The following is a 22,821-nucleotide window of genomic DNA, read 5'->3' as shown; positions in this document are numbered from 1 at the left end:
GGCAGCTTCGGCCGGCCCTTCACCGGGTGTCCCGCGGGAATCTACCGGTCGTTGATCACTTCCGGATGCCCCACTCCGCCATGTTGTACACCGGCCCGTCGAGGGTCGAGTTGTTGCGGATGTTCGCGATCTTGTCCGACGAGGCGATGAAGGTCGGCTTCTGGTACAGCGGAAGCACGTACGCGTCCTCGGACATCAGCTGGTCGGCCTGGTTGAGCAGGTCCGCCGCCTTGGTCTGGTCGGTCTCGGCGTTGGCCTGCGCCATCAGGCTGTCGACCTGCGGGTTGCTGTACTTGCCGTAGTTGTTGCCCTGCCCGGTGCCCCAGTTCTGGATGGCGCCGCCGAACGGGAACGGCGAGGCGACCCAGGCGAACACGATGACGTCGTAGTCGCCGCTGGTGGTGGTCTGGCCGAGGTCGTCGGTGGACTGGACCTTCACCTTGACGCCCAGCTGGGCCGCGGTCTGCGCGAACAGCTCGCACTCGTTCTGCCGGATCTGGTTGCCGACGGTGTAGCGGATGCGCAGCTCGGGGATCGGCTTGCCGCTCGGGTCGGACAGCTGGTTGTTGTTCAGCTTGTACCCGGCGTCGGTCAGGATCTTCTTGGCCTTCTCGATGTCACCGGAACCCTGGCCGGTCGAGCTCACCGTGTCCTTGTAGCCGGTCTGCTGCGGCACGAAGTTGTGGTTGTTGAGCGGCTCGACCTTGTTGGTGAACTGGCCGACGGTCTTGGCGATCATGTCCTTGCGGTTGATCGCGGTGAACAGCGCCTGGCGCAGCGGCTTCTGGGACAGCGCCGGGTTCTTCAGGTTGAAGTCGAAGTGCTCCCAGGTGAGGCCGAGGCCGATGAACGAGGAGATGTTCGGCATCTGCTTGACCTGGTTGATCAGGTCGACCTGCGGCTGCGGGTAGATGACCTGCACCTCGTTGTTCTGCAGCGCGGTCGGCTCCTGCGTCGCGTCGGTGATGACGCGGAAGATGACGCTGTTCAGCCGCGGCTTCGTGCCCCAGTACTTCTCGTTCGGGACCTCGGTGACCGACTGGTTGTTGACGAACTTCGAGATCTTCCACGGGCCGCCCGACCAGGTCGGGACGGTCGTGCCGAACCACTTGAACGACTGCGCGAGGCCGGCCGGGGTGTTGATGTCGCCGTGCTGCTTGGCCAGGTGCGCCGGGTACATCGCGCCGCCGGAGCTCCAGAGCAGCTTCCAGTCGGTGAACGGCTTGTCGAACACGACGGTGACGGTCTTGCCGCCGTCGGAGCCGGTGACGGACTTGACCTGGTCGTAGCCCGCGGTGCTGGCCGCGGCGCAGTCAGGGCAGTCCTTGCCGTTCTGGACCTTGTAGTTGTAGATGAAGTCGTCGGCGGAGAACGGCGTGCCGTCCGACCACTGCGCCTTCGGGTTGAGCTTGTAGACCACCGTCTGCGGGCTGGTGCTGGTGACGTCGGCCGACTCGACGAAGTCCTTGTTCAGGACCGGCTTGAGGTCCGGCGTCGCGTAGAAGGTGTAGGGCAGCAGGCCCTTGGTGACCTCGCCGGTTTCGAAGACGTTGCCCTCGGCCGAGATGACGTTCCAGTTCGGGACGTTCTTCTCGATGGCGTAGGTGACGTCGCCGCCCTGCTGGAGCTGATCGGGCTGCGCCGAGTTGCAGGTGTTCGGGTTCTTGTCGCAGTCGGCGAATGCCTGCCCGGTCTGCACCGCGCTGTTGCCGCCTCCGCCACCACCGCATGCGGAGAGCAGAAGGGCCGCGCCCGCGACGAACGCGCCGAGTTTCGCGGCACGCGACCTAGTCGTCACTAACATTCATTCTCCTTGCTCGACGCCTTCGCGGGTTTGCGAGGCGGCTCTTCCTGACGCGCAAGCACCGATCTGTATCGCGTTGCTCACCGTAGCCGTGAAACTTAGGCATTGGACAGACGCCAAACCTATCGATCCGGACACTCTCAGTGAGATCGTTGCGGAACAGATATCTCGTGCCCCCTGGTTGCACCGCGGTTTCCGCACTTGATCGACTACGTTAAGTAGTTGATCACCGCAATTTTCGCCCGGTTTGGGTGGCTGCCCAGCCCGGTGGGCCGGCCGGCCCGGCGGACAATAACCATCCCGTTCCGTATGCGGTACCCCAGCTAATGGAGCAGTCGCGCGGCCGCGACGAACCCGGAGTGACAAGAAATTGGTCCGATCTCGTGAAGCGAAACAATGCGCCCACCGCCGGACGCGGGCACGGCTGCCCGCACGACGACAGGTACTCGGTGGGTGTTCCGAGCATCTTGCGTCTTCGTCCGCGCATTCCGAACCGCGGAACGTTCCGCGGAAGGGAACGCCCACGCTGCGGGACGCTGGTCCGGCTTTGTGGGATGCGAATGCATTTTCCCGTGCACGCTGCGGTTTTCCGGTTCCGGAACGCCGCGCCGGGGGTCGGCGTCCCGGGCGCCGCGGCGACGGTCATTAACCTGAGGGCGTGAAGCGGAAGCTGCTGCTGGTCCACGCGCACCCGGACGACGAAAGCATCGCCACCGGCGGAGTCATCGCCCGGTACGCGGCCGAAGGCGCCGAGGTCTGCGTCGTGACCTGCACTCTCGGCGAAGAGGGCGAGATCGTCCCGCCTCGGCTCGCCCAGCTCGTCGCAGCGGAGGCCGACCAGCTCGGCGGGTACCGGTCCGGGGAAATGGCCGCCGCGGCCGCCGCGCTCGGCCTCGCCCGGCACGAGTACCTCGGCGGCATCGGCCGGTGGCGCGATTCGGGCATGGCCGGCACGCCGTCCGCCGAGCATCCGCGGGCGTTCACCGGCGGCTCGGCCGAGGAGCAGACCGCTCAGCTGCGCGAGCTCATCGACGATTTCGCCCCGCAGGTCGTCGTCACCTACGACTCCTTCGGCGGCTACGGCCACCCCGACCACATCCGCGCGCACGAGATCACCATGGCGGCGGCCCCGGACGCGCCGTCGGTCCAGCGGGTCTTCCACGTGGTCCAGTCCGAGGCCGCGCTCGCCGTCGGGCTCGCCGAACTGCGTGCCGACGGAACTTCACCGTTCCGGGTGGCCGCCGACGGCGAGCTTCCGTCCACTCCGGACGGCAAGATCACCACTGTGGTCGACATCTCCGCGCACCGGCAGGCGAAACTGGCCGCGCTGCGCGCGCACGAAACCCAGCTGACCGTGGTCGACGGCGCGGTCCCGCACTTCGCGCTGACCAACAGCATCGCCCAGCCGATCCCGTCCGCCGAGTACTTCGTGCTCGCCCACGGCGACGGCAGCGGCGCCGAGACCGATCTGTTCGGCGGGTGGTGACGGTGTCCGCCCCGCTCACTCGCGACCAGCGGCTGATGCTGGTGCTGCTGGCGGCCGACGCGGTCGTGCTGGCGCTGCTCGAACTGTTCTTCCTTCCGCTGCGGCTCGGTCCGCTCGGCGAGGTGCCGTTCCCGATCACCGCGGTGGTCGGGGCGATCACGACGCCGTGGCTGGTGCTGACCGCGGCGAAGCTCGTCCGGCCCGGGTTGTCGTTCGTGCCGCTGCTGGTGTGGGTACTCGTCGTGTTCGGGGTCGGCCTGTTCGGTCCGGGCGGCGACGTCGTGCTCGTCCAGGACTGGCGCGCGCTGCTGCTGCTCGGCGCGAGCGCACTGCCCGCCGCACTGGTCCTCGGCGGCGGGCTCGGCCGGGCCGCGGCGAAGGGAGGCGTCCGTGTCTGAGGCCATTTCGGACCGTCAGGTCGTCGCGATTCTGCGGCCGTTCGTCCGCGCCTGCGGACCGGTGATCGACGCGCTGCGCGAGGCGGACCCGTTCGGCCTGCAGGCGCGCGCCCGCCGCGGGGAGGACGAGTTCGCCGACGCCGGGCTCAAGAAGAAACTGCTCCGCGCGCTGACGACGGTGAAGCTGCCGGGCACCGCGGGGTGGGCGGCGATGGACATCGACCAGCGGGCGAGCTGGTGGGTCAACCGCGTCGGCAGGCTCACCTCGCTGCTGACGTCGATCCCCGGTCTCGGCGGGGCGCTCGCCGACCGGCTGCCGGTGCAGGACACCCTCGGCGCCGCGTCGCAGGGATTGGTGCTCTGCGCGATCGCGGGGGAGTACGGAGTGACCGACGTCGGCAGCCGCGTCCGGCTGATCGCCTCGGTGCTGTTCCAGCGCGACATCGACCCGGACCTCGCGGCGGGCGCGGGCCACGACAAGTCCGCGAAGTCCGCAGAGGACAGTGAGACCGCGCGGCTCACCGAGGAACTCGACGAATCCCACCGCAAACACGGCAAGGTCACGGCGAAAGCCGTCGCCAGCACGCTCTGGCACCTCGGCAAGTCGCTGTGGGGGATCACCGGCGAACTCGAGAAGCGCCCGCGCGGCCGCTGGATCCACCGGGTGCTCGGGATGCTGCCGGTGGTCGGCGCGGCGGGCGACTATCTCGGCGAGCGCTCCGGGCTCAAAAAGGTGTACAAGCGCGGGCACGCGTGGCTCATGGCCCACCGGCAGTGGGCCTGAGCCCTCACCGCCAGAAGAGGAACGCGACCTGCCCGAGGTAGGAGGCGCCCGCGTTGCCGCCGAGCGGCTCGTAGATGTGCCCGGCGATCGTCCAGAGCAGATCCGACAGCGGCCGGAAAAGAAAGAACAGCGCGAACAGCACCAGCGGCGCCCACGGCCGGACGCGCGCGCCGAACGCACGGGCCTGCGGCGAGAGGTACGGCTCCAGCGCGCCCCAGCCGTCCAGCCCCGGCACCGGCAGGATGTTGATCAGGAACGTCATCACCTGCAGCAGCGCGAGGTACGACATCGCGTAGAAGAGGCCGGCCGCCATCGGGATCAGCATCGTCGCGAGGCACAGCGCCGCGCCGACGGCGAGGTTGCTGAGCGGGCCGGCCAGCGAGGTCCACGACGCGGTCGCGCGGTTGCGCAGCGCGCCGCGGTTGATCCACACCGCGCCGCCGGGCAGCGGGATGCCGCCGATCAGCAAGAAGATCAGCGGCAGCACGAAGGACAGGACGGGGTCGGCGTAGCGCCGGACGTCCAGCGAGAGGTACCCCTTGTGAGCGATCTCGTGATCGCCGCCGCGGAAGGCGACGAAGGCGTGGCCGAACTCGTGGAGCGCCAGCGAAGCCATCCAGCCGCCCAGGACGAGCAGCACGACGCCGGCGATCAACATCGGGTCGTGGAGATTTGTGAAGTCACCGTATGCGGCCAGGAAACCACCGGCGACGGCGACGGCGACGATGCCGAGGAAGATCGGGCTCGGGCGCACTGCTGATCTCTGCACCCCACCAGTCTTCCGTATGCCCGGTGTGAAGTCTTCGGCGTGTCCCCTTGCGCACCCGGGCACAGGGATCCCCCGAACTCGCTACTCGGCTTGACCTGGCCGACCTACACAGGTGTAATCACAGTGATGTCATTCGCTGTCGGAGGGGGCAGCGGGTGTCGTTTCACCACCGCCAGCCTGGGGAGTGCGTAGGAGCGAGGAGGCGGACGTGCGGTTGGAAGCGGACAACAGGGAATGGGGGCACGTCGTGGGTTGGGGAGAGAACCCGGAGCAGCAGCTCGGGGATCTGACCGACCTTTTCGACGTCCCCGAGGAGCAGGACTGGCAGGAGCGCGCCCTGTGCGCGCAGACCGACCCGGAGGCGTTCTTCCCCGAGAAGGGCGGCTCGACCCGGGAAGCCAAGCGGATTTGCCTTGGCTGCGAGGTCAAGGACGACTGTCTCGAGTATGCGCTGGCGCACGACGAGCGCTTCGGCATCTGGGGCGGACTGTCCGAACGGGAACGTCGCAAGCTGAAGAAACGGGCTGTCTGACCGGCGTTTCAGGCGAGACGTGGGTCCGCGGAAAGCGCGGACCACGGGCCGGTCAGGTGTCTTCTGGGGGTGCGGCCCCCAGACCCCGCCCGGGGGCTCGCCCCCGGACCCCCGCTGTGCGCGGGTCGGGTCGTCCACTCGCGGCGGGTTTGGCGACCGTCTGTTGTGGTGAGAACCGGCACAGGCGTTCGCGAGAACGCGGTGCACAAAACGCGGTGAAACCGGTTGGTGTGCCGTGGTTCTCGATGTGATCTTCGTCTTCTGCCTCGGAAACCTTGGCGTACCGGAGAACGCCGCCGGGGACGGGCCACTGCCCGTTCCCGTGCGCGCCCCGGAGACCGCTGGCAACCGAGGCCGCGGAATTCTTCTTGTTCCCCGCCGCGGTTCGTCCACGCGGTGGGATCCGCCGGACGCACGGCGTGGGCCGGTGCCCGCGCGTCGGCGCAGGCCGTAGGGTGACCGCACCCGTCGTCCCGTCCGAGCAGGAGCCGTTCTTGCCTCGCACCGTCGTTCCGCCCGCCGTGCGGACGTTGCCCGTTCTGGCCATTGTGGTCTGTCACGACGGCGAAGAATGGCTGCCGTTAGCGCTTTCCGCGTTGCGGCGCAGCACAGTCCGCCCGCGGCACGTGGTCGCCGTGGACACCGGATCAACCGACCGTACCCCGAAACTGCTCGCCGACGCAGCGCAGCCGGGCGCGGCCGCCGAGGAACCGGTGCTCTCTTCCGTTGTCACTCTGCCGAGTGAAACTGGGTTCGCGGAGGCGGTCGCCGCGGCTGTCGCGCACGCGGTGGAACGGTGGGGCGACCCGGGAACGTGGCTGTGGCTTTTGCACGACGACTGCGCTCCCGAACCGGACTGCCTCGATCAGCTCGTGCGCGCCGCGGAAGAAAACCCGTCCGCGAAAGTGCTCGGCCCGCTCGGCACCGACTGGACTGATCCGCGGCTGATCGTCGAGGCCGGGCTGTCCACCGACGCCTCCGGGCACCGCCAGCAGATGGCCGCGCCGGACGGCGAACCCAGCGAGGTCCTCGCCGTGCCGAGTGCCGGATCGTTGGTGCGGCGGGAACTCTGGGACGCCCTCGGCGGCTACGACGAGGACTTCTCGTTGCTGCGCGAGGATCTCGACTTCGGCTGGCGCGCCAACGCGGCCGGCTCGCTCGTGCTGTCGGTGCCCGCCGCGCGCGTCCGGCACGCCCGCGCACTGTCCACCGGCCAGCGCACGCCGGACGCCGGCGGACGTCCGCTCGCCGCGCTCAACCGGTCGCACGGCGTACGCGTCTTTCTCGTGAACTGCTCGACCCCGTCGTTCTGGTTCGGGCTCGTCCGGCTGCCGGTCCTGCTCGTCCTGCGCGCGTTCGTGTTCTTCGTGCTGCGGCGCACCACCGAAGCCGGCGCGGAACTGGCCGCGCTCGGATACCTGTGCGGGGGCAAGGGAAATCTTCGCGCGGCCCGGGCGTGGCGGAAGGAGCAGCCGCGGCCGGGCACGGTCCGAGGGCTTTTCACGAGCCGGATGACGAGGCTGCGCAACGCGATCAGCGCCGGAGTGGTTGGACTTGTCCGGCGCGGGGTACAGAGCGAGGTAGCACTCGGGACGGTGCCGGAGAGCGTCGAGCAGGAGTCGGCGTGGATTCCGCCGGAGGCGCTCGCCGCGTCCGGCGCGCGTCCGGTCGGTCCGGACGCCTTGCCCGCCGGTGCGCTGCGCGGCTTGAGCACTCGCGGCCGGGGGCTGCGCCGGCCCGGCACGGTCGTCGCGGTCACGCTGCCGGAAACGCCGGTGTCCGAAGAGGACACTGAACCGGCCGAGGAGACCGCCGCCCATCCGTCGCCCGCGCCCCGCCCGGAACCGGCCGCGCCGGAACCGGATCTGGTGTTCGTGGAGGTCAACCGGCGCCGGGTGCTCGCCGCGACGGTTTTCGCGCCGCCGGTCGTGCTGGTCGTTCTGCTCACCGCGCTGGCGTTGGTGCTCAACCGCGGGCGGCTCGGTCTCGATCTGTGGGGCGGCCAGTTGCTGCCGGTCGGCGGACTGGGCGAGATCTGGTCGACGTATCTGTCGCCGTGGCACCCGATCGCCGGCGGCACCGGTGCGCCCGCTCCCGCGACGCTGCCGGTGCTCGGCACGCTCGGCGCGATCTTCGCTCCGATCGGCGGACCGGCTGCTCTGGTGGCGATCCTGCTCATCGGCGATATCCCGCTCGCCGCGCTCAGCGCGTACGTCGCGACTCGCAAGCTCGCCGTGCGCCGCTGGGTGCGCGCCGCTGTCGCCGCCACGTACGCCTTGCTGCCCGCCGCGACGGCGTCGGTGGCGCAGGGGCGGCTCGATGTGGTCGTGGTCCATCTCGTGCTGCCGCTGGTGGTCGCGGGCATCGTTCGGTTGCTGACCCGGCCGGGTACGCGGTGGTTGCACGTCTCGGCGTTGTCCGCGTTCGGCGTTGCGTTGCTTGGCGCGTTCTCGCCGCTCGCGCACGGGCTCGCGCTAGTCGGACTGCTGGTCGGGTTCGTGGTGCTGCCCGCGCCGTCCGGGCTGGCTCGGCGGGTGGCGTCGGTCGGGATCGTGGTGCTGTTGCCGCTCGTGCTGTTGCTGCCGTGGCCGACTGTCCTGTTGCGGCATCCCGAATTGTTGCTGCAGGGGCTCGGCGGTCCAGCCGCTCCCGCGTCGGCCACGGATCTTGCCGGCCTGACGCCGGGCGGTCCGGGAGCGTGGCCGACCGGAGTGGTGGTGCTCGCGGCGACGCTCGTCGCGCTGGTCGTCCGGCCGCGGAAACAGGTCGTCGGCGGGCTGGCGCTGGCGGTGCTGGGGCTGATCGGCGTGGTGCTGGTCCGGCAGGTGCAGCTGACGCCGATGCAGGGCGGGGCGCCCGCGCCGGGATATGCCGGGGTGCCGTTGCTGGTGATCGGTGCCGGACTGTTGTGGGCGGTGCTGGCCACCTGGCAGCGGGGCGGCCCGGCGATGCCCGCGGCGTGGTTGCCGAAGGTGCTGGCGGTGGCTGGCGTTGTGGTGGTGGCCGCGTTGGCGGCCGGGGCGGTCGCGACCGGGTCCGAAGGGCCGTTGACGGCGGCGGCGCGTCCGCAGCTCGCGCCCGAGGTGGCGGCGGATGTCGCTGCGACGGGGCGGTCGGTGCTCGATGTGAGTGCCGCGCAGGTGCGGCAGACCGGCGGCCGGCTGGCGCTTTTCGGCGACGATGAGCTCGCGCCGGTCAAGGGGACGCCGGAGCGGTTGGCTGACTGGCGGAGCGGGCTGGGCCAAGGGGATGTCGCGGCGCTGAAGCGGGTGTTCGCGGCGGCAGCGGCTTCTGGGGTGCAGTACGTGGTGTTGCCGGTGGGGACGGACGCTCGGGCGTTCGCCGCGGCGGCCAGCGATCTTGTCGCGGTGGCGGCGCCGACTTCGGACGGGCGGCCGACGTTGCGGTTGCTGCCCAAGTCCGGCGAGGTGGCGTTGATCTCGCCGGAGCTGGCCAAGCAGGCCGTGACCGGCGGGGGTACGCCGGGGACCAATCCGGGGATCTCGCCGGTGGCGGCGCGGTTGCCGGACGTGCGGGTGCGGGCGTCGGAGGGGCCGACCGGGCGGTTGCTGGTGCTGGCGGCTGAGCAGGAGGCCGGGTGGCAGGCCAGCGTCAACGGGAAGGCCGTGCCGATCGTGCCTGCTTGGGGGCATCAGGTCGCCGTGTCGGTGCCGCCGCGGCCTTCGGAGGTTTCGGTGACCTTTCCCGGGACTGAGCGGGGGTTGTTGCTGTTGGTGCAGTTGGCGGCGGTGTTGTTTACGGCGCTGACGGCGATTCCTTCGCGGGGGAGGGTGGGGTGAGAGCTGCTCGTCGCCTGGCGGCGACATTGCAGGTGGTGAGTGGCGTGGGGCACCCCGAAGCTTGATTGTGCTGACGGTTCGGGGGTGCTTGTCAAGGCGGGAAAGATGCCTTGACAAGCACCCCCGAACCGCAGGGAGGCTTCGTATCGGGGTGCAGGGCCAGGGCTGGGTGCCTCGATGGTTGGGTGCGGCGGCTGCGGCTCGTGGGGGTGGGGACCCCTGGGGGGGAATCTGGGTCTGTGAGCGTTCCCGTCACGGACGGTCTGGGTCAGTCGCCCTCGATGACGTCTGGTTCTACGCCTAGGTAGCCTGCGACTTGCTCTACCAGTACGTCGTGGACCAGGTCTGCTAGTTCTGACGGGTCTTTCGCGCGTGCTTCCAGTGGGCGTCGGTAGAGGACGATGCGTGCGCGGGTGGGCAGGCCGGTGCGGTCTACTCCTGCTGGGACCAGCCTGGACAGCGGCACTGCGCCGTCGTGCAGCACGCCGTCTGCGGGGGCTCGGCCGTCCATGCGGACTTCCGGGACGTCGTCTACCGCTACGTCGAGTTTTGTCAGCTCGTGCCGCCAGCGGGCTTCGATCGGTTCCAGAGCGTCCAGGACCAGTGCGTCGAAGCGTTCCGCCCGGCTCGCGGCCGCGGGCAGGGACGCCGGATAGAGCGTTCCGCGCAGGCCCCGGCCGTGCCGGTCCCGTCGCAGCCGCTGCCGTTGTCGGTAGTCACGAGCCGTCGCCACCGGCCAAGTCTATGCGGTCGCCAGGGGAACGCGCGTGTCGCCGGTACTCGCTTGCGGCGACGCGCTATCGTTTCGGATCGTGCGGAGCGTACGGAAATGTTCGCGAACGGGTTGCCTCGAACCCGCTGTCGCCACGCTCACGTATGCCTACCAGGACTCGACCGCGGTCGTCGGACCGCTGGCCACCGCTTCCGAACCGCACTCCTACGATCTCTGCGAGGCCCACGCGCTGCGGCTGACCGTCCCGAAGGGCTGGGAAGTCGTCCGGCACGAGGGGGCCTTCGCCGCTCCGGAGCAGTCCGCCGACGAGCTGACCGCGCTGGCCGAGGCGGTCCGCGAGGCCGGTCGCTCCGACGTCCCGGCCGCGCCGCCCGAGCCCGAAGGGCCCTCCGGCAGGCGCGGCCATCTGCGCGTCCTCCCGGGGCGCGCCTGAGCTGTCCTCCCGACCGGTAGGCTTTCGCCCGCGGCGCGAGTGGCGTCGCCACGGAACTAACGGCGGGGAGAAGGCGTGCCAGACCTTTCGGGCATCGTGAAGGCCTACGACATTCGCGGCGTGGTCGGCGACCAGCTCGACGCCGCCCTCGTCCGGGACTTCGGGGCCGCGTTCGCGCTGCTCATCAAACCCGAGGCACCGGCTGTGGTGATCGGCCACGACATGCGCGACTCGTCGCCGGGTCTGGCTGAGGCGTTCGCCGACGGGGTGACCTCGCAGGGCCTCGACGTGGTGTCGATCGGCCTGGCCAGCACCGACCAGCTCTACTTCGCCTCCGGTTCGCTCAACCTGCCGGGCGCGATGTTCACCGCGAGCCACAACCCCGCGAAGTACAACGGCATCAAGATGTGCCGCGCCGGAGCCTCGCCGGTCGGGCAGGACACCGGCCTCGCCGAGATCCGCGACACCGTCGAGCAGGGTGTTCCCGCCTTCGACGGGCAGCGCGGCACCGTCTCCGAGCGCGACGTCCTCGGCGACTACGCGGCCTACCTGCGCAACCTCGTCGACCTCTCCGGCTCGCGCCCGCTCAAGATCGTGGTCGACGCGGGCAACGGCATGGGCGGGCACACCGTTCCGACCGTCTTCGAGGGCCTGCCGATCGAGATCGTGCCGATGTACTTCGAGCTCGACGGCACCTTCCCGAACCACGAGGCCAACCCGCTCGACCCGGCCAACATCGTCGACCTGCAGGCCAAGGTGCGCGAGGTCGGCGCGGACGCCGGGCTGGCGTTCGACGGCGACGCGGACCGCTGCTTCGTCGTGGACGAGCGCGGCGAGCCGGTGTCCCCGAGCGCGATCACCGCGCTGGTCGCGGTGCGCGAGCTGGCCAAGGAGCCGGGCGGCACGATCATCCACAACCTGATCACGTCGAAGGGCGTGCCGGAGATCGTCTCCGAGCACGGCGGCAAGCCGGTGCGCACGCGGGTCGGACACTCGTTCATCAAGGCCGAGATGGCCCGTACCGGGGCGATTTTCGGCGGCGAGCACTCCGCGCACTACTACTTCCGCGACTTCTGGCGCGCCGACACCGGCATGCTGGCCGCGCTGCACGTGCTCGCCGCGCTCGGCGAGCAGAGCGGCCCGCTGTCCGCGCTCACCCAGGACTTCTCGCGCTACGCCGCGTCCGGCGAGATCAACTCGACGGTCAGCGACCAGGTCGCGCGGATGCTCGCGGTGAAGGACGCGTACGCGGGCAAGTCCGGCGTCCAGATCGACGAACTGGACGGCCTCACCGTGCAGCTGCCGGGCGGCGCGTGGTTCAACCTCCGCCCCTCCAACACCGAACCGCTGCTGCGGCTCAACGTGGAGGCCGCCGACCGGGCCGCGGTCGAGGCGCTCACCGCCGAGGTGCTGGCCATTGTCCGGGCCTGACCGGCTGGCGCCGGATTGTGTCCGGAAGGCGCCCTCAACACCCCAACGACGCGTGGTATGGAGGAACTATGGCCATCACGCTTGACGCACAGCTGCTGGAGATCCTCGCGTGCCCGTCGCCGGATCACGCGCCGCTGCGTCCCGGCACGCCGGACGATGCCGAGGCCGACGCGCTGACCTGCACCGAATGCGGCCGGGTGTACCCGGTCCGCGACGGGATCCCGGTGCTGCTGCTCGACGAGGCGACGCTGCCCGGTTCGCCCGGGCCCGACGCTGATCACGGCGACAGTGCTTGACCATGCTTGACGATTCCCTGCTCGACGACTCCGCGCGGCTGGCCGACGCCGACCGCGCGGGGTTGCTGCGCGCCGCCGCGATGGCCGGCGCGCAGGTGCGGGCCACCGCCGAAGCGGCGGCTGAACTGGAGCTGAGCGAACGGCTGGACGTCGGCCGTCCGCGTTCGCTGGTGCTCATCGACCGGCCCGGGGTGAGCCGCACGCTCACCCGGCTGCTGGCCGCGCTGCTCGCGCCGTCGTGCCCGGTGCCGGTCGTGGTGGCCGAATCGGTGCCGGCCTGGATCGGCGCGCTGGACGTGGTGTTCGCGCACACCGACGACGCGGGAGACCGCGAGCTGGCCGCTTCGCTGGAACGCGCCGCCCGGTTCGGCGCGTCGGTGGTGTTGTCCGCGCCGGCGGAGGGACCGGTCGCGGCGTCGGTGGCGGGCAAGGGCGTGCTGCTCGCGCCGCGCGTGCCGGTGCCGCCGGAGCTGGCGTTCCCGCGCGGGCTGGCCGCCGGGCTGCTCACCGCGAACGCGCTCGGCCTGCTGGTCGCGGACGTACAGGCGCTCGCCGACCAGCTCGACCTCGAAGCGGAGAAGGACTACCTGGCACGCGAGTCGTTCGCCAACCCGGCGAAGGCGCTCGCGCTGCGGGTCGCGGACCGGGTGCCGCTGCTGTGGGGTCTCGATCCGGTCGCGGTGGCGGTCGGCGAGCACGCGGCGCACGCGTTCGCCGCGCACGCCGCGCTGGTGTGCGACGTGGAGGACTACCGGCAGGCGCTGGCCCGCCCGGCCTTGCGCCGGGCCGCGCAATCCGGCGGCGCGGAGCGAGACATTTTCGCTGATCCAGACGACTCTCCCCATGGAGTCGCAACACGGGTGCTGCTGCTGTCGGTGCGGACCGGTCCGGCCACCGAGGCGGCCCGGTACCAAGCCGAGGAGTTCCTGCCCGGGGCGGACCTGATCGCGCCTGCCGAGGAGATCGAGGCCGACGAGGTCGTCCGCGCCGCGGTGCTGGCGCTGCGGTTCGAGCTGGCCGCGGTGTACCTGGGGCTGGCGGCGGGCAGCATCGGCGGGGCCGGGAGATACGAACCGGCCTCCGCCTGAGGGAGCAGGGGGGAACGCGGCAGGCGGTTCCGCCGCCGCGTGCGTCGGCCCAGCGCCGACGGGAAGGATTGGGAGTTGACAGTGGAGCTGTTGCGCAACGCCGTACGGCCCTACGCCTGGGGATCGCGAACGGCTATCCCGCAGCTGCAGGGACGTCCGGTGCCGGCGCCGCACCCCGAAGCCGAGCTGTGGATGGGAGCGCACCCGGGGGACCCGTCGCACGTGCTCGGCCCGGACGGCACCGAACTGAGCCTGCTCGAACTCGTCGACGCCGATCCGATCGGCCAGCTCGGCGAGGACTGCGCGCGGCGCTGGGGCAACCGGCTGCCGTTCCTGCTGAAGATCCTCGCCGCGGAAGAGCCGCTGTCGATGCAGGCGCATCCGTCGGCGGCGCAGGCCGCGGAGGGACACGCCCGCGAGGAGAAGCTCGGCATCCCGCGCGACGCCGCGAACCGCAACTACCCGGACCCGACGGCGAAGCCGGAGCTGGTCTGCGCGCTGACGGAGTTTCACGCGCTGGCCGGGTTCCGCGACCCGAACCGCACGGTCAAGCTGCTGAAGGCGATCGAGACGCCCGGCCTGGGCAAGTACACCGGCCTGCTGGAAGCCCAACCGGACCCGGCCGGCCTGCGTGCTCTGTTCACCACGTGGATCACGCTGCCGCAGTCCGCGCTGGACGAACTGCTGCCCGAGGTGCTCGACGCGTGCGTCCGGCACGTCCAGGACCACGGCGAGTTCGCCGCCGAATGCCGCACGATCCTGGAACTGGGCGAAACCCACCCGCGCGACGCCGGCGTGCTGGCCGCGCTCCTGCTCAACCGCCTGACCCTGCGCGCTGGCGAGGCGATCTACCTGCCTGCCGGCAACCTGCACCTCTACCTGCACGGCACCGCGGTGGAGATCCTGGCGAACTCGGACAACATCCTGCGCTGCGGTCTCACCCCGAAGCACGTGGACGTGCCCGAGCTGCTGCGCGTGGTCGACTTCGCGTGCGGAGAAATGCCGGTGCAGCACGGAGAATGCTCCGGCCAGCGGATGGCGGTGTACCACACGGACGCCCCGGAATTCGAACTGTCGCGAATGGAATGGGCGGCCGGGGACAACGCCGAGATCGAGGTGGACTCGGCTGGGCCGCAGATCCTGCTGTGCACCGAGGGTGACCTTCTGGTGCTCGCTTCGGACGGCGAGCAGGTGGAATTGCGGAGGGGCCAGTCGGTGTGGCTGCCGGCCTCGGATCCGGCGGTGCGGGTGCGGCCGCTGGGCGGGGAGAAGTCGCAGCTGTTCCGGGCTACCGCTGGGTCGTGCGAGTTGTGAGCTGACCAGCTGATTGTCAGACCCGGCGCTTCCCGCCGCAAAGGCTCCTCTAGGCTCCCACCGGGCAATTCGGGCGCGGAGCAGGGGAGCGGGCAGTGTCAGCTGGCGGGGGAACCAAGGCGATCATCGCGGCGCTCGCCGCCAACGCCGGGATCGCGGTGGCCAAGTTCGTCGGCTTCCTGGTCACCGGCTCGTCGTCGATGCTCGCGGAGGCGGTGCACTCGCTGGCCGACACGTCGAACCAGGGGCTGCTGCTGCTCGGGCAGAAGACCTCCAAGCGGCGCGCCACCAAGGAGCATCCGTTCGGCTACGGCCGGGACCGGTACTTCTACTCGTTCATCGTCGCGCTCATGCTCTTCACGCTCGGCGCGGCGTTCGCGCTCTACGAGGGCATTCACAAGATCATCGAGCCGCAGCCGCTGGAGACGCCGGTCGTCGCGGTGGTCATTCTGCTCGTCGCGATCTGCCTCGAGGGCTACAGCTTCTTCACCGCGATGGGCGAGTCGCGCAAGATCAAGGGCAACGCGAGCTGGTGGCGGTTCATCCGCCAGGCCAAGGAACCCGAGCTGCCGGTCGTGCTGCTGGAGGACTCCGGCGCGTTGCTCGGTCTCGTGTTCGCGTTGCTCGGCGTCGGGCTTTCGGTGCTGACCGGCGACCCGGTGTTCGACGGCATCGGCACCGTCCTGATCGGCGTGCTGCTCGGAGTCATCGCGATCATCCTGATCGTCGAGATGAAGAGCCTGCTGATCGGCGAGGGCGCGACCGACACCGATCTCGCGACCATCGTGGACGAGCTGGCCGCGGGCAAGGTCGAGCGAGTCATCCACATCCGCACGCAGTACCTCGGCCCGGACGAGCTGCTCGTCGCCGCGAAGCTCGCGCTCGTGCCCGGTCTCGACACCGCCGCGATCGCCACCGCGATCGACGACGCCGAGGCCCGCGTGCGCGCGAAGGTCCCCGTCGCGACGTTGATTTACCTGGAGCCCGACCTCGACCGCGAGACGCGCTGACTGTCCGGACAGCTGGCACCCAACTGACGCGCTAGGGTGGCGCCCGGTCCCCACGAAGGTCACCGCAGGAGGTCAACGTTGCCCGGCACTGGGTTGTGGCGCACCAAGTCAATCGAGCAGTCCATTTCGGACACCGATGAACCGGAGACGAAACTCCGCAGGAACCTGAGCGCGTGGGACCTCACGGTCTTCGGCGTCGCGGTGGTCATCGGCGCCGGCATCTTCACGCTGACCGCGCGCACGGCGGGCGATTTCGCCGGGCCGTCGGTGTCCGTCGCGTTCGTGATCGCGGCGATCGCCTGTGCGCTCGCCGCGTTGTGCTACGCCGAATTCGCTTCCACCGTCCCGGTCGCGGGCAGCGCGTACACGTTCTCCTACGCCACTTTCGGCGAGTTCATGGCGTGGATCATCGGCTGGGACCTGATCCTGGAGCTGGCCGTCGGCGCCGCCGCGGTGGCCAAGGGCTGGTCGTCCTATCTGCAGACGGTGCTGGAGTACATCTTCGGCAAGGGCACCAAGACGTCGATCGACCTCGGCGGCGGCTTCGGCGTCGACTGGGGCGCGTTCATCGTCGTGGTCGTGCTCGTGACGCTGCTGGTGCTCGGCACGAAGCTGTCGTCGCGGTTCTCGATGGTGATCACCGGCATCAAGGTCGCGGTCGTGCTGTTCGTGGTCATCCTCGGCTTCTTCTACATCAAGGCCAGCAACTACACGCCGTTCGTTCCGGAGGGCAAGCCGGCCGGAGCCGGCGAAAGCGGCGTCGACCAGTCGCTGTTCTCGCTCATCGCGGGCGGCGGCAGCAGCTCGTTCGGCATCTTCGGCCTGCTGGCCGGCGCGTCGATCGTGTTCTTCGCCTTCATCGGGTTCGACATCGTCGCGACCACCGCGGAGGAGACCCGCAATCCGCAGAAGTCCGTGCCGCGCGGCATTTTCGGCTCGCTGGCGATCGTGACCGTGCTGTACGTCGCGGTGTCGCTGGTGGTCGTCGGCATGGTGCCCTACACCGACCTGTCGACCTCGGCGGGCGACGGCAGCCACAAGACGCTTGCCACCGCGTTCTCCGCGAACGGCGTCGACTGGGCCGCGAACGTCATTTCCGTCGGCGCGCTGGCCGGTCTGACCACCGTCGTCATGGTGCTGATGCTCGGACAGGTGCGGATCATCTTCGCGATGTCCCGCGACGGCCTCATGCCGCGTTCGCTGGCCAAGACGAGCGAGCGCGGGACGCCGAAGCGCGCGACGCTCGTGGTCGGCGCACTGGTCGCGGCCGGTGCGACGTTCTTCCCGGCCGACAAGCTCGAGGAAATGGTCAACGTCGGCACGCTGTTCGCGTTCATCCTCGTGTCCGCGGGCGTGCTGGTGCTGCGCAAGACCCGCCCGGACCTGACGCGCGCGTTCCGCGTCCCGGCGGTCTGGATCATCGCGCCGCTGGCGATCCTGGCCTGCCTGTGGCTGATGCTGAACCTGACCGTGCTGACCTGGCTGCGGTTCGTCGTCTGGATGGTGGTCGGCGTGGTCATCTACTTCGCCTACAGCCGCCGGCATTCGCTGCTCGGGAAGCGGCAGTCGGGCGTCGCGCAGGGCGGAGCGGTTTCCGAATCCGCGCCGCCGCCCGCCGACTGACCTGTTCGCCGTCGTGCCCACGGCCCGCCGTCCACCTTGGACGGCGGGCCGTTTCGCGCGGTCGGCGAGCCGGTGGTCACGGATGCGCAACTCGCGGATCTCGGTTCGGGCGGCTACCCGGTCCACCCGGGAACGGACTCGGCTCGGTGCGATACCCTCCGCGTCGTATTCCCTCTGACGGGTTAATCACTCTCGGGTAATTCACACGAACAGTGGTCGGGGTTCCTACGGAGGGTCGTAGTTTCTCGCATGTGCTGTCCCCCGTTCGGATTTCCCTTCGAGGAGTAACTCCATGCCTATCCCCACCAGACTTCGTGCCGGATTCGCGATCGCCGCGGTCGCCGGGCTGGCCCTTCTAGGCACGGCGACGTCGGCGTCCGCTTGCACCACCGGCGACGACCGAGGGCACCCGATTCCGGGCACGAAGATCACTGACTGCAGCAAGGTCGAAGGCGTCACCGGCGGCAAGCTGGACGAGGCTGATGTCAAGTTCACCGGTGGGGTCGGCGAGAAGACGCTGACGATCACCGAGACCGCCGAGGGCGTGACGGTCGAGGCGATCGTCGTCGTGGGCGGCGATGACGGGCACTCGGTTTATGTGCCGGGCAAGAAGAAACTGCCCAAGGTGGCACCTTGGAAGGATTTGGTCCCGCCGCACAACTACGACGGGTCGCAGCCCGCGATTGACCGGTGGTTCGCCTGCGGAACCAAGACCGCGCCGACCAAGCCGCCGGTTTCGGAGACGCCGACCACGACTCCGTCGCAGCCGGCTTCGGGAGCGCCGACCACTACGCCTGGTGCCCCGGTGACTTCCGCCGCGACCTCCTCGGCCCCGGTTGGCGCGACCTCCGCGCCCGCTACGACGAGTGCCCCGGCCGCGGTTCCCGCGGGGAATCAGAACGGGACCGGGGGTGGCGGGCTGGCCAACACCGGGTTCGACAACGCTTGGCTGTTCTGGGTTGCTGGGGCGTTGATTGTTGGCGGTGGCGCGTTGCTTGGGTTGTTGAAGCTGCGTCGTCGTGGGGCTAACTGATTGTTGCCGTAGGTTTGGGCGGCTCGTCGCCTGGCGGCGACATTGCGCCCTGGCTGCGTGGCGGGGCACCCCGAAGCTGATTGTGCTGACGGTCCGGGGGTGCTTGTCAAGGCGGGAAAGATGCCTTGACAAGCACCCCCGGACCGCAGTTTTGGCTTCGTATCGGGGTGCGGGGGTGGTGTGGGTGCCTGGGTGATTGGGTGCCGGGGGCTGCGGTTTCGGGAGCGGGGTGCGTGGGGGTTTGCGGCGCGCGGGGGCATCGGCGGCGGTGGGCGGACGGCAGAGGGTGCGAGGGTCCCCGACGGGAACGGGCCTGGGGCTTAGCGGGGGCGGGGGAGATCGCCGAAGAGGGAGCCTTGTTCGCCAAGGGGTTTCGCGCGGCCGTTGGGGCGGCCTAGGCCTGCGGCCATCGCGACCGCGTTGTCCCACTCGGGGTCGGCGAGATACTCGGTGTGTTTGAGGACCCCGGGGGCCCACCGGTGGCGGCCGTCGGGGGCGCGCAGGGGGTCGGGCACCCAGTGGTCGCCGCCCAGGACTAAGACTCCCGCGTCGTCTGGGGTCGTTTCCAGGGCTCCCCACTTGCCCTCCGGGAGGTAGCCCTCGCCCAGCAGGTGGCCGTTGCTCGTCTGGTGGCGCCAGGTGGTTACGCCGCCGCCGAAGATGTCCGTGCCTCGGCACAGGGCCCGCCAGCGGCCGTCCAGCGAGGAGAACAACTCCGCCAGCGAGTCTTGGGGCAGAACCGCGGGGAAAGCCCGTTGATAGCCCCACTGCAGGGGCGATCCGGCGGTGAGGAGACCGACTCGGTCTCGTTCGTCCGGCGGGAGTTCGGCGCACAGCTGAGCTGCCGTGAGGACGGTGAGGATGCTGCCCAGGTTCAGGCCGGACAGCACGACTCGGGTACCGGGTTCGGCGAGGTGTTCCTTGACCCGCGCGGCCAGTTCGGGGACGACTTTCAGTGCGTAGCAAGGCGGTACGCCGGGGTGCGCGGCGCGTGGCCAGAACGAGACGAGGTCGGACAGCGCGCCCAGATGGCGGCTTCGCTGCGGGGAGCGGGCGGCGGAGTAGACCACCCGCAGCAAACCGGCAGCCAACGCGCCCAGCGCGAACACGCCGATCGCCGACACCGTCGTGAACCAGCCTGGCTGCAGGTGGAAACCGAATCGCACGACCAGCAGTGCGATGGCACCGACGCAGAGGCCGAGGGTGACGATCACGGCCAAGTGGTGCAGGTGACGGCGTTCCCAGGCGGAGCGCGCCCAAGCTCGCGCGGCGTCTTGTTCCTGGTGTTCGTCGTGTTCCATCAGTTCGACGATGGGCGGAATGCCGCGTCGGCGGCGGCGCAGGGGGACGGCGATGGCGTAGCCCGCGATGGCGCACAGGGCCATCAGGCCCAATCCGCCGCCCCACAGCACGGTGACCAGGTCGTACGTCGTGGGCAGGGCGAGCTTGTCGGCGCGGAGCAGTTTTCGGATGGCGATGGCCAGTCCGGCGCCGAAACCGCCGCCGAGGAGTCCGGCGAGGGCGAGCACCGGGGCCGCTGCCCACCCGCCCAGCCACGGGCGGAGCCGGCGTGGGCGGTCGCGCCAGTCTCGGCGGGCCAGCAGCGCCGACGGGATCAGCGCGAGCGCGAACAACAGGGTCACCACCAGCAGAGCGCCGCCGAGGCCCTCGACGGTGTTGTCGACGCCGGGCAACCGGTTGTCGACTGGGGCGGCCAGCACAGTGGCGAAGACGACCAGCAGCGTCGCGAAGGTGAGCAAAGTGCGGCGCGCGACGGTGCCGGTGTCGCTGCCGATCGCGCCGGCGACCAGCACCGCGAGGACCAGCGCGAGGGTGCAGATCCACGCGATCAGTTGCGGGATTTTCGTGGGCACGTGGAAGGGGCCGCCCAGCAAAAGCAACGAGACGCAGGCGAGCGCGGCAACGGCGTGCGTCGCGGACATTCCGGGCGCTTCCGGGTCGGCGCGCAACCGCATCGGGACGCCTTTGCGTCCGGGGCGCTCGGGCGGGCGGACTCGCCAGTTCGTCGACGAGATCCGGTGCAGGGCGTAGACCAGCGCCAGCAGCACCGCCACGCCGACCCCGATCCGCAGCGGGCCCTTGCGCAGATCCGGGGCCACCCAGGTGAGGCAGGCGCGTCCGGGGGCAAGGCATTGCGTCGCGACCAGGTCCAGCACGGCCACCGCGACCTGGCTGACCAGCAGCATGGTGAGCAGCACCGCGGCGATCCGGAGCAGGCCGCGGCACAGGCCGCCGAGCCAGCGGCCGCGGTGCACCGGCGGCAGCATCCAGAACGCGACGTTCGCCAGCGAGAACGGGAACAGCAGCGCCCAAGCGGCCTTCGCGACGCCGCCGGACGTCATGCCGCTCCACAGGTAGCCTTCGACAGTGCGCGGGATCGACCGGCCGAGCGCGGGCACCACCGGCCCGGGAGCCGGGCGCCGCAGCCGGTCGGCCGGGCGCACCACGCGGCCGAGTCCGTCGCCGGCGACGTCGACGGTCTGGACCGTGTCGAGGAGCGTCTCGCCGCTCGTGCCCACGAGTCCGGACACCCTCATTTCGACGATGCGGGTGTCAGGGCCGGGGAGCGGGGCGGGCACGGCGATTCTCTCCTCATCCGTCCGAGTCAGGGTCGAGCCGACAACGGTACTGTTCAGGTGCCATCAAACCTTGGAGGAACCGCACTATGACCCCCGAAAGCGTTGTCAAGCGGCACGACACCCGGGGCGGCATCGAATTCGCTGTCGCCGATCTCGACGCCGCCGAGTTCGGCCGGAAGGAGATCCGGCTCGCCGAGCACGAGATGCCCGGGCTGATGGCGCTGCGTCGCGAATACGCTGAGGTCTACCCGCTGCGCGGGGCGCGGATCGCCGGTTCCCTGCACATGACCGTGCAGACCGCGGTGCTGATCGAGACGCTGGTGGCGCTCGGCGCGGAGGTGCGCTGGGCCTCGTGCAACATTTTCTCCACCCAGGACCACGCCGCGGCCGCGGTCGTCGTCGGACCGCACGGCACGCCCGAGGAGCCCAAGGGCGTCCCGGTGTTCGCGTGGAAGGGCGAAACGCTCGAGGAGTACTGGTGGTGCACTGAGAGGATGCTCACGTGGGAGGGCGAAGGCCCGAACATGATCCTCGACGACGGCGGCGACGCCACCATGCTGGTGCACAAGGGCACCGAGTACGAGAAGGCGGGCGTGGTTCCGCCGGCCGACGACGAGGACCCCGAGGAGTGGAAGGTCTTCCTGGAACTGCTGCGCGCGTCGGTCGCGGAGCACCCGGGCAAGTGGACCGCCATCGGCCAGGGCGTGAAGGGGGTCACCGAGGAAACCACCACCGGCGTGCTGCGGCTGTACCAGCTGGCGGCCGCGGGCGAGCTGCTGTTCCCGGCGATCAACGTCAACGACTCGGTGACGAAGTCGAAGTTCGACAACCGCTACGGCATCCGGCACTCGCTGATCGACGGCATCAACCGCGGCACCGACGTGCTGATCGGCGGCAAGGTCGCGGTGGTCTGCGGCTACGGCGACGTCGGCAAGGGCGCGGCGGAATCGCTGCGCGGCCAGGGCGCCCGGGTGATCATCACCGAGATCGACCCGATCTGCGCGCTGCAGGCGATGATGGACGGCTACGAGGTCAAGCGCCTCGAGTCGGTGCTGGACGAGGGCGACATCTACGTGACCACCACCGGCAACAAGAACGTGGTGATGGTCGAGCACATGGCGCGGATGAAGCACCAGGCCATCGTCGGCAACATCGGCCACTTCGACAACGAGCTGGACATGGCGGGCCTCGCCCGCTACCCCGGAGTGCGGCGCGTGAACATCAAGCCGCAGGTCGACGAATGGGTCTTCCCGGACGGCAAGAGCATCCTGGTGCTGTCCGAGGGCCGGCTGCTGAACCTCGGCAACGCGACCGGGCACCCGAGCTTCGTGATGTCGAACAGCTTCGCCAACCAGGTCATCGCGCAGGTCGAACTCTTCACCAAGACCGAGGAGTACGACAAGGAGGTCTACCGGCTTCCGAAGAAGCTGGACGAAAAGGTCGCCCGCATCCACCTGGAGGCCCTGGGCGGCGAGCTGACCAAGCTGACGAAGGAACAGGCGGAATACATCGACGTGGACGTCGAGGGCCCGTTCAAGTCGGAGCATTACCGTTACTGATCGCGGACAGAAAAGCCGCCCCGGAATTTCATTTCGGGGCGGCTTTTGTCTGCGGTCGTGCGGGTCTTCTTTGCTGACGAGCCTGATCACACCGAGTTGCGCGACTTGCTTGCGAGCGGTCGGACGCG

General features: G+C 69.9%; 18 protein-coding genes. 14 read left to right on the top strand and 4 right to left on the bottom strand.

Annotated elements, in window-relative coordinates; translation table 11 throughout:
- Nucleotides 1–55: 55 nt before the first annotated feature.
- A complete protein-coding gene (locus tag L942_RS05510) occupies nt 56–1,804 on the bottom strand; it encodes an ABC transporter family substrate-binding protein (protein ID WP_037355647.1) in 1,749 nt (582 codons plus the stop codon).
- 658 nt (nt 1,805–2,462) lie between these two features.
- On the opposite strand from L942_RS05510, the gene mshB reads away from it, so the two are divergent.
- Genes mshB through L942_RS05495 form a run of 3 tightly spaced genes read left to right on the top strand, consistent with a single transcriptional unit; the run spans nt 2,463 to nt 4,472 of the window.
- A complete protein-coding gene (gene mshB / locus L942_RS05505) occupies nt 2,463–3,290 on the top strand; it encodes an N-acetyl-1-D-myo-inositol-2-amino-2-deoxy-alpha-D-glucopyranoside deacetylase (protein ID WP_037355645.1) in 828 nt (275 codons plus the stop codon).
- Complete coding sequence (locus L942_RS05500) at nt 3,287–3,688, top strand: hypothetical protein (protein ID WP_037355690.1); 402 nt, start codon at nt 3,287–3,289, stop codon at nt 3,686–3,688. The genes mshB and L942_RS05500 overlap by 4 nt, the downstream gene beginning before the upstream one ends.
- Nucleotides 3,681–4,472, top strand: coding sequence for a hypothetical protein (locus L942_RS05495; RefSeq protein ID WP_037355643.1), 792 nt, complete (start codon nt 3,681–3,683; stop codon nt 4,470–4,472). Before L942_RS05500 ends, L942_RS05495 begins: the two co-directional genes overlap by 8 nt.
- A 4-nt stretch (nt 4,473–4,476) precedes the next feature.
- Here the strand turns inward: L942_RS05495 and L942_RS05490 are convergent, their stop codons facing one another.
- Nucleotides 4,477–5,226 (bottom strand): site-2 protease family protein, encoded by a 750-nt coding sequence (locus L942_RS05490; RefSeq protein WP_081654945.1) that lies wholly within the window; start codon nt 5,224–5,226, stop codon nt 4,477–4,479.
- Nucleotides 5,227–5,449: 223 nt separating this feature from the next.
- Here L942_RS05490 and L942_RS05485 point away from each other — a divergent pair, with 223 nt between their 5' ends.
- Entirely contained in the window at nt 5,450–5,773 is a 324-nt protein-coding gene (locus tag L942_RS05485) for a WhiB family transcriptional regulator (RefSeq protein ID WP_037355639.1), read from the top strand.
- Between the two features lie 494 nt (nt 5,774–6,267).
- Nucleotides 6,268–9,573, top strand: a complete 3,306-nt coding sequence (locus L942_RS05480) for a glycosyltransferase family 2 protein (protein WP_037355689.1) — start codon at nt 6,268–6,270, stop codon at nt 9,571–9,573.
- A 268-nt stretch (nt 9,574–9,841) separates the two neighbouring features.
- Here L942_RS05480 and L942_RS05475 read toward each other — a convergent pair whose 3' ends face one another.
- Entirely contained in the window at nt 9,842–10,306 is a 465-nt protein-coding gene (locus L942_RS05475; RefSeq protein ID WP_009083045.1) for a metallopeptidase family protein, read from the bottom strand.
- Nucleotides 10,307–10,385: 79 nt separating this feature from the next.
- Between L942_RS05475 and L942_RS05470 the strand changes: the two genes are divergently transcribed.
- The 8 genes from L942_RS05470 (at nt 10,386) to L942_RS05435 (ending at nt 18,534) form a co-directional block, all read left to right on the top strand.
- The gene (locus tag L942_RS05470; RefSeq protein WP_037355688.1) at nt 10,386–10,739 is read left to right on the top strand and encodes a DUF3499 domain-containing protein; all 354 of its coding nucleotides are present in this window, start codon (nt 10,386–10,388) and stop codon (nt 10,737–10,739) included.
- 75 nt (nt 10,740–10,814) lie between these two features.
- The gene (locus L942_RS05465; protein ID WP_037355634.1) at nt 10,815–12,170 is read left to right on the top strand and encodes a phosphomannomutase/phosphoglucomutase; all 1,356 of its coding nucleotides are present in this window, start codon (nt 10,815–10,817) and stop codon (nt 12,168–12,170) included.
- A gap of 68 nt (nt 12,171–12,238) precedes the next feature.
- Nucleotides 12,239–12,466, top strand: a complete 228-nt coding sequence (locus L942_RS05460; protein WP_037355631.1) for a Trm112 family protein — start codon at nt 12,239–12,241, stop codon at nt 12,464–12,466.
- 2 nt (nt 12,467–12,468) lie between these two features.
- Nucleotides 12,469–13,554 (top strand): hypothetical protein, encoded by a 1,086-nt coding sequence (locus tag L942_RS05455; protein ID WP_037355629.1) that lies wholly within the window; start codon nt 12,469–12,471, stop codon nt 13,552–13,554.
- Between the two features lie 81 nt (nt 13,555–13,635).
- Nucleotides 13,636–14,868, top strand: coding sequence for a mannose-6-phosphate isomerase, class I (gene manA / locus L942_RS05450; RefSeq protein ID WP_037355627.1), 1,233 nt, complete (start codon nt 13,636–13,638; stop codon nt 14,866–14,868).
- Between the two features lie 95 nt (nt 14,869–14,963).
- Nucleotides 14,964–15,878, top strand: a complete 915-nt coding sequence (locus L942_RS05445) for a cation diffusion facilitator family transporter (RefSeq protein ID WP_037355625.1) — start codon at nt 14,964–14,966, stop codon at nt 15,876–15,878.
- 78 nt (nt 15,879–15,956) lie between these two features.
- On the top strand, nt 15,957–17,501 hold the full coding sequence (locus tag L942_RS05440) for an amino acid permease (protein WP_037355622.1): 1,545 nt from the start codon (nt 15,957–15,959) through the stop codon (nt 17,499–17,501).
- A 292-nt stretch (nt 17,502–17,793) separates the two neighbouring features.
- Nucleotides 17,794–18,534, top strand: coding sequence for a hypothetical protein (locus L942_RS05435; protein ID WP_037355620.1), 741 nt, complete (start codon nt 17,794–17,796; stop codon nt 18,532–18,534).
- Nucleotides 18,535–18,854: 320 nt separating this feature from the next.
- On the opposite strand, the gene L942_RS05430 is transcribed toward L942_RS05435, so the two are convergent.
- Nucleotides 18,855–21,092, bottom strand: a complete 2,238-nt coding sequence (locus tag L942_RS05430; RefSeq protein ID WP_051165732.1) for a hypothetical protein — start codon at nt 21,090–21,092, stop codon at nt 18,855–18,857.
- 128 nt (nt 21,093–21,220) lie between these two features.
- Between L942_RS05430 and ahcY the strand changes: the two genes are divergently transcribed.
- On the top strand, nt 21,221–22,693 hold the full coding sequence (gene ahcY, locus L942_RS05425; protein ID WP_037355619.1) for an adenosylhomocysteinase: 1,473 nt from the start codon (nt 21,221–21,223) through the stop codon (nt 22,691–22,693).
- Nucleotides 22,694–22,821: the final 128 nt, after the last annotated feature.

It is taken from the genome of Amycolatopsis orientalis DSM 43388, from assembly GCF_000411975.1.
Taxonomy (GTDB): domain Bacteria; phylum Actinomycetota; class Actinomycetes; order Mycobacteriales; family Pseudonocardiaceae; genus Amycolatopsis; species Amycolatopsis orientalis_D.
Note: the sequence above shows the minus strand (reverse complement) of the source record. Positions and strands in the feature narration are given on the sequence as shown.